This window comes from Microcoleus sp. (assembly GCF_049646505.1).
Lineage (GTDB): Bacteria > Cyanobacteriota > Cyanobacteriia > Cyanobacteriales > Microcoleaceae > Microcoleus.
Window position 1 is genome coordinate 1 of the sequence record NZ_JBARVX010000080.1, and the last position, 4441, is coordinate 4441.

The following is a 4441-nucleotide window of genomic DNA, read 5'->3' on the forward strand; positions in this document are numbered from 1 at the left end:
CAGCAGCTTGGGCCCTGAAAGTTCGCGCACTGTCCCCGATACTGTCAACAACTTACCCTCAGATAGAATTACCGGCGGCGCAACTCGCGGGGTTAACCTATTTCACAGTTTCGGCGAATTCAACATCAAAGAAGGGCGGGGAGCTTATTTTGCCAATCCCAGCGGAATTGCTAACATTTTTACCCGCGTTACGGGCGGCAAATCCTCAAATATTTTAGGAACTCTGGGAGTTTTAGGCAATGCTAATTTGTTTTTAATTAACCCGAAAGGCATTGTCTTCGGGCCAAATGCGCGGTTAGATTTGCGCGGTTCGTTTGTTGGTTCAACGGCTGACAGTGTTGTGTTTGATAACGGCTTTGAATTCAGCAGCACCAACCCGCAAACATCACCGCTATTAACAGTTAATATTCCCGTAGGTTTAAGATTTAGAGACAGTCCCGGTACAATTGTCAATCAATCCACGGCGACGGGAAAGAGCAACCTGCCAGCATCTCCCGTGCCAATTCCGATTAGCGATCGAGTTGGTTTAGCCGTAGATCCAGGTCAAACTTTAGCACTGATTGGCGGCGACATCCAAATCCCAGGCGGCAATTTAACCGCCAATGGCGGACAAATTTTGCTCGGTAGCGCAGCCAGTCCCGGTTTAGTTAATTTGGCACTGACATCGGGCCCGCAGCAGGGAGGTTTAAGTTTAAATTATGACAAGATTCAGAACTTCGGCAATATTCAAATATCCGGTGGAACGCTGATAAATACCAGCGGCACCGGTGGCGGCAGAGCAGAGTTAAAAGGTGGAAATATTACCCTCGACGCTGCGCGATTTTATGCGGTTACACTGGGCAATATTGATGGTAGAGGTATCGATATCGATGCCCAAAAATTGCGATCGCAAAACGGCACGCAATTTTCTACTTTGACTCTAGGAGACGGTGCCGGAGGTAATATCAATTTCCGCGCTGCTGATTCAATAGAAATGAGCGGGCTGGGAGTTGATGCCTTTCAACAGGTGGCAATTACATATCTGGTATCGGGAACCGCAGACCCGTTTGGCCCGCTATTTACGATGTTTAATGCTAGTGCTGGTGATGGTGCAGGGGGGAGTATTACCTTCGATACCGGACGCTTGCTATTCAACAATGGGGTACTCGGTAGCGGGATAACTTTTGGTGGTGGAAGGGGCGGCAATTTGATTGTTCGCGCCAATACTTTTGAAATGGTGGGTTCTGGAATCAACAACGGGACAGCGAAAGAAAGTACCGGGGCGGGAGGAGGTATTAGTATTGATGTCAGTCGATTAATTATGCGCGACGGTTCTCTTCTGGGTACTACGAGTTACAGCAGCGGCCCGTCTGGGAGTATTAATGTTAAAGCTGCTGAATCAGTCGAATTGTTTAACAGCGGCCCGCGAACAGTTGTGTCAACTGGAATTAGCACGCTGAGTATCGGTTCTACCGGCCCTGCTGGTAATATTAATGTTGAGACGAAGCGGTTGAGTCTCTCTGGCGGTTCTGCGTTTACATTGGGAACGGGTGTTTTAGTTGGCAGGTTTTTGTTTTCTCAGGATGGCGGGCCTGCTGGAAATTTAACAGTTAGGGCGACTGAATCAGTAGAAATTTCAGGTATTTCTCAAGTTTTGACCAGCGGAATTCAGAATGCTAGCGCGCTGACTTCTGCAACTTTGAGTTCTAGTCGGGGCGGGGATATTCGTGTTGATACGCCCAGCCTCACTGTGCGGGATGGGGGGATAGTTTCTACGAGTTCTTTGGGTGCGGGAGATGTGGGGAATATTACTGTGAATGCCGATCGCATTGAGGTCAGCGGTAGCGGCAATAACGGTTTGTTTGTCAGTACAATAGATGCTTCGGTTGGTAAGACATTCGGTACTAATCCCGATGCTACAGCAAATGCTGGCTCGTTGAATCTGACGGCGCGCGATCGGCTAACTGTCGCAAATGGAGCTACAATCACGGTGCAGGCTACGGGAACCGGACGCGCCGGTAATATCAATGTTGTCGCAAATTCGATCGGCCTTGACAACAAAGCAAGAATTGACGGCACAACCGTATCGGGTACGGGGGCAAATATTAACCTGCAATCGCAAGACATCCAATTGCGCCGCGGGAGTCGAATTACCACCGATGCGGGCAATTCTGACGGCGGCAACATCAATATCAACAGCGGCATTCTTGTCGCCCTCCCCCAAGACAACAGCGACATCACCGCTAACGCCCGCACAGCAGCCGGCGGGCGCGTCAGCGTCAATGTCCCCAGTGTTTTTGGCTTTAGTGCAGTTACTCGCGAACAAGTCAGAAGCAGGTTGAATCTGGAAGACGCGCAATTTGCAGATTTGCAAGTAAGTCCTACTTCTCTACTTGGGAGTAGCGACATCGCTGCGATTTCCCAAAGTGGCGGCCCGGCTTTGCAAGGGGCGGTAACATTCGGCGCCTCTGGGGTGAATCCCGCTCAAGGTTTAGTGGAACTGCCGCAAAATTTGGTCGATCGGGCGGCATTAATTGCGGCAAATCCCTGTCTCGAAGGGGGCGAAAACGAGTTTACAGTCACTGGGAAAGGGGGAGTGCCAGCGAGTCCTAACGATGTTCTCAGCAGCGAACCTGCACCGTTTCCGTGGGTGGAAGGTTCGGCAGCGGATTCTGTAACGGATGTAACGGATGTAACGGATAGAGGTTCGAGGGAAGAAATGGAGAAAAAAACTCAGGAAGTGGTTCCCGCGCGCGGTTGGGTGATGAATGCAAAAGGGGAAGTTACGCTGGTGGCTGCGGAAGTTGCGGGTCAATTTCCACAGCGCACGAGGCATCCTGTTTCGGTTTGTCAGCCCCGATGACCTGAAAATAGCTTATGCTTTAAAATTTCTCGCCGAATGGGGAGCTTCTCAACTTTTGCAAAAAGCATTTTTTTACATTGAGCGTGCGAGCGTCCCCGCTCGCGAGTATATAATACCATTTTTCTAAAGATATGCTATAGATGAAATCCGAAGCCCCCCCTTACCAAGGGGGGGTTGGGGGGGGTTATATCTAGCGCTACTTTATAAAATTGGTATAACACTCGCGAGCGGGAACGCTCGCACTACAGCAAAATTGAGATGCTCCCTCCGAATGTCAGCTAACAAAAGGTTAATTATGGTTTTCCAAAATCTCTAATTATGGCAATTAAGCAACATGAATCAGCGCAAAGACCGAGACAAATACTATCTTTCAGGAGCTATTTACCTGTTACTTTTGAGTGGTTATTGGTGCTTTTTTCCCGGAAGCGCGATCGGTCAAATCATCCCCGACAGCAGCTTGGGTGCAGAAAGTTCGCGTACTGTTCCCGACACTATCAACAATTTACCCTCAGATAGAATCACTGGCGGTGCAACTCGCGGAGTAAATTTATTTCACAGTTTCCAACAATTTAACGTTGGTGAAGGACGAGGCGCATATTTTGCAAATCCTAACGGGATTGCGAATATTTTTAGTCGCGTTACGGGTGGGAATCCTTCTAATATTTTAGGTGTGTTGGGAGTGCAAGGGAATGCCAACTTATTCTTACTCAATTCCAAAGGAATTGTCTTCGGCCCCAATGCGAGGCTAGATTTGCGTGGTTCATTTTTAGCAAGTTCTGCTGATAGCGTAGTTTTCGATAATGGCTATCAATTCAGCAGCCGCCATCCCCAATCACTACCGCTGTTAAATGTCAATATACCTATCGGTTTAAACTTTCGAGAAAATCCGGGAAAAATCATTAACTCTTCAGCAGCACCAGCCTTGAGTTTACCAGAGTTACCTCCAGGGTTCCCACCGATTTTTAATAACATTGGCTTAGCAGTGCAGCCAGGACAAACTCTCGCCCTAGTGGGAGGAGATATTGAATTAAATCAGGGAAGTGTTACTGCATCAACCGGACAAATTTTGCTGGGTAGCGTCGCTAGTCCGGGGATGGTTGGATTTGGGGCAACGCCATTGGGATTAAGTTTAAACTATGACAAGATTTCCAACTTTGGTAATATTGAAATAGCCAACGGCTCAGTGCTCAACACCAGTGGACTCGGTGGGGGCAAAGTTGATATTCGAGGTGGAAATGTCAACCTCAATAATGGCAGAATTTATGCACTGACTTTGGGAAATATCGATGGTAGGGGTATCGACATTAACGCTCAAAATTTTCGGGCAGAAGGTGGAGCGCAAATCTCCACGCTGGCATTAGAAAATGGTGTAGCGGGCGCTGTCAATATCCGCGCTACCGACTCAGTAGAACTGAGTGGAATTGGAGTTGAGAGCTTTCAAAACTTTCTTAGTAAGTTTACAATATCTGGCTCGATGTGCGATTCGTTTAACCTAAATGGGTAGGTTTTCCTATCCAGGGACGGTTAGCCTAACTCTCAACGGAGTTAGTGATAACTGATTACACTTATGGGTGAGGCATTAAGTCAAGTCCCAGTCCG

1 protein-coding gene and 1 pseudogene are annotated in these 4441 nt (G+C 48.3%); both read left to right on the plus strand.

What is annotated here, in order from left to right; genetic code table 11:
• Positions 1-2842, plus strand: a 2842-nt coding sequence (locus WBA89_RS04305; protein WP_424404297.1) for a filamentous hemagglutinin N-terminal domain-containing protein, incomplete at its 5' end; no start/stop codon positions are given.
• Between the two features lie 334 nt (positions 2843-3176).
• Positions 3177-4316, plus strand: a pseudogene (locus WBA89_RS04310) (filamentous hemagglutinin N-terminal domain-containing protein); the annotation flags it as partial.
• Between the last annotated feature and the right edge of the window lie 125 nt (positions 4317-4441).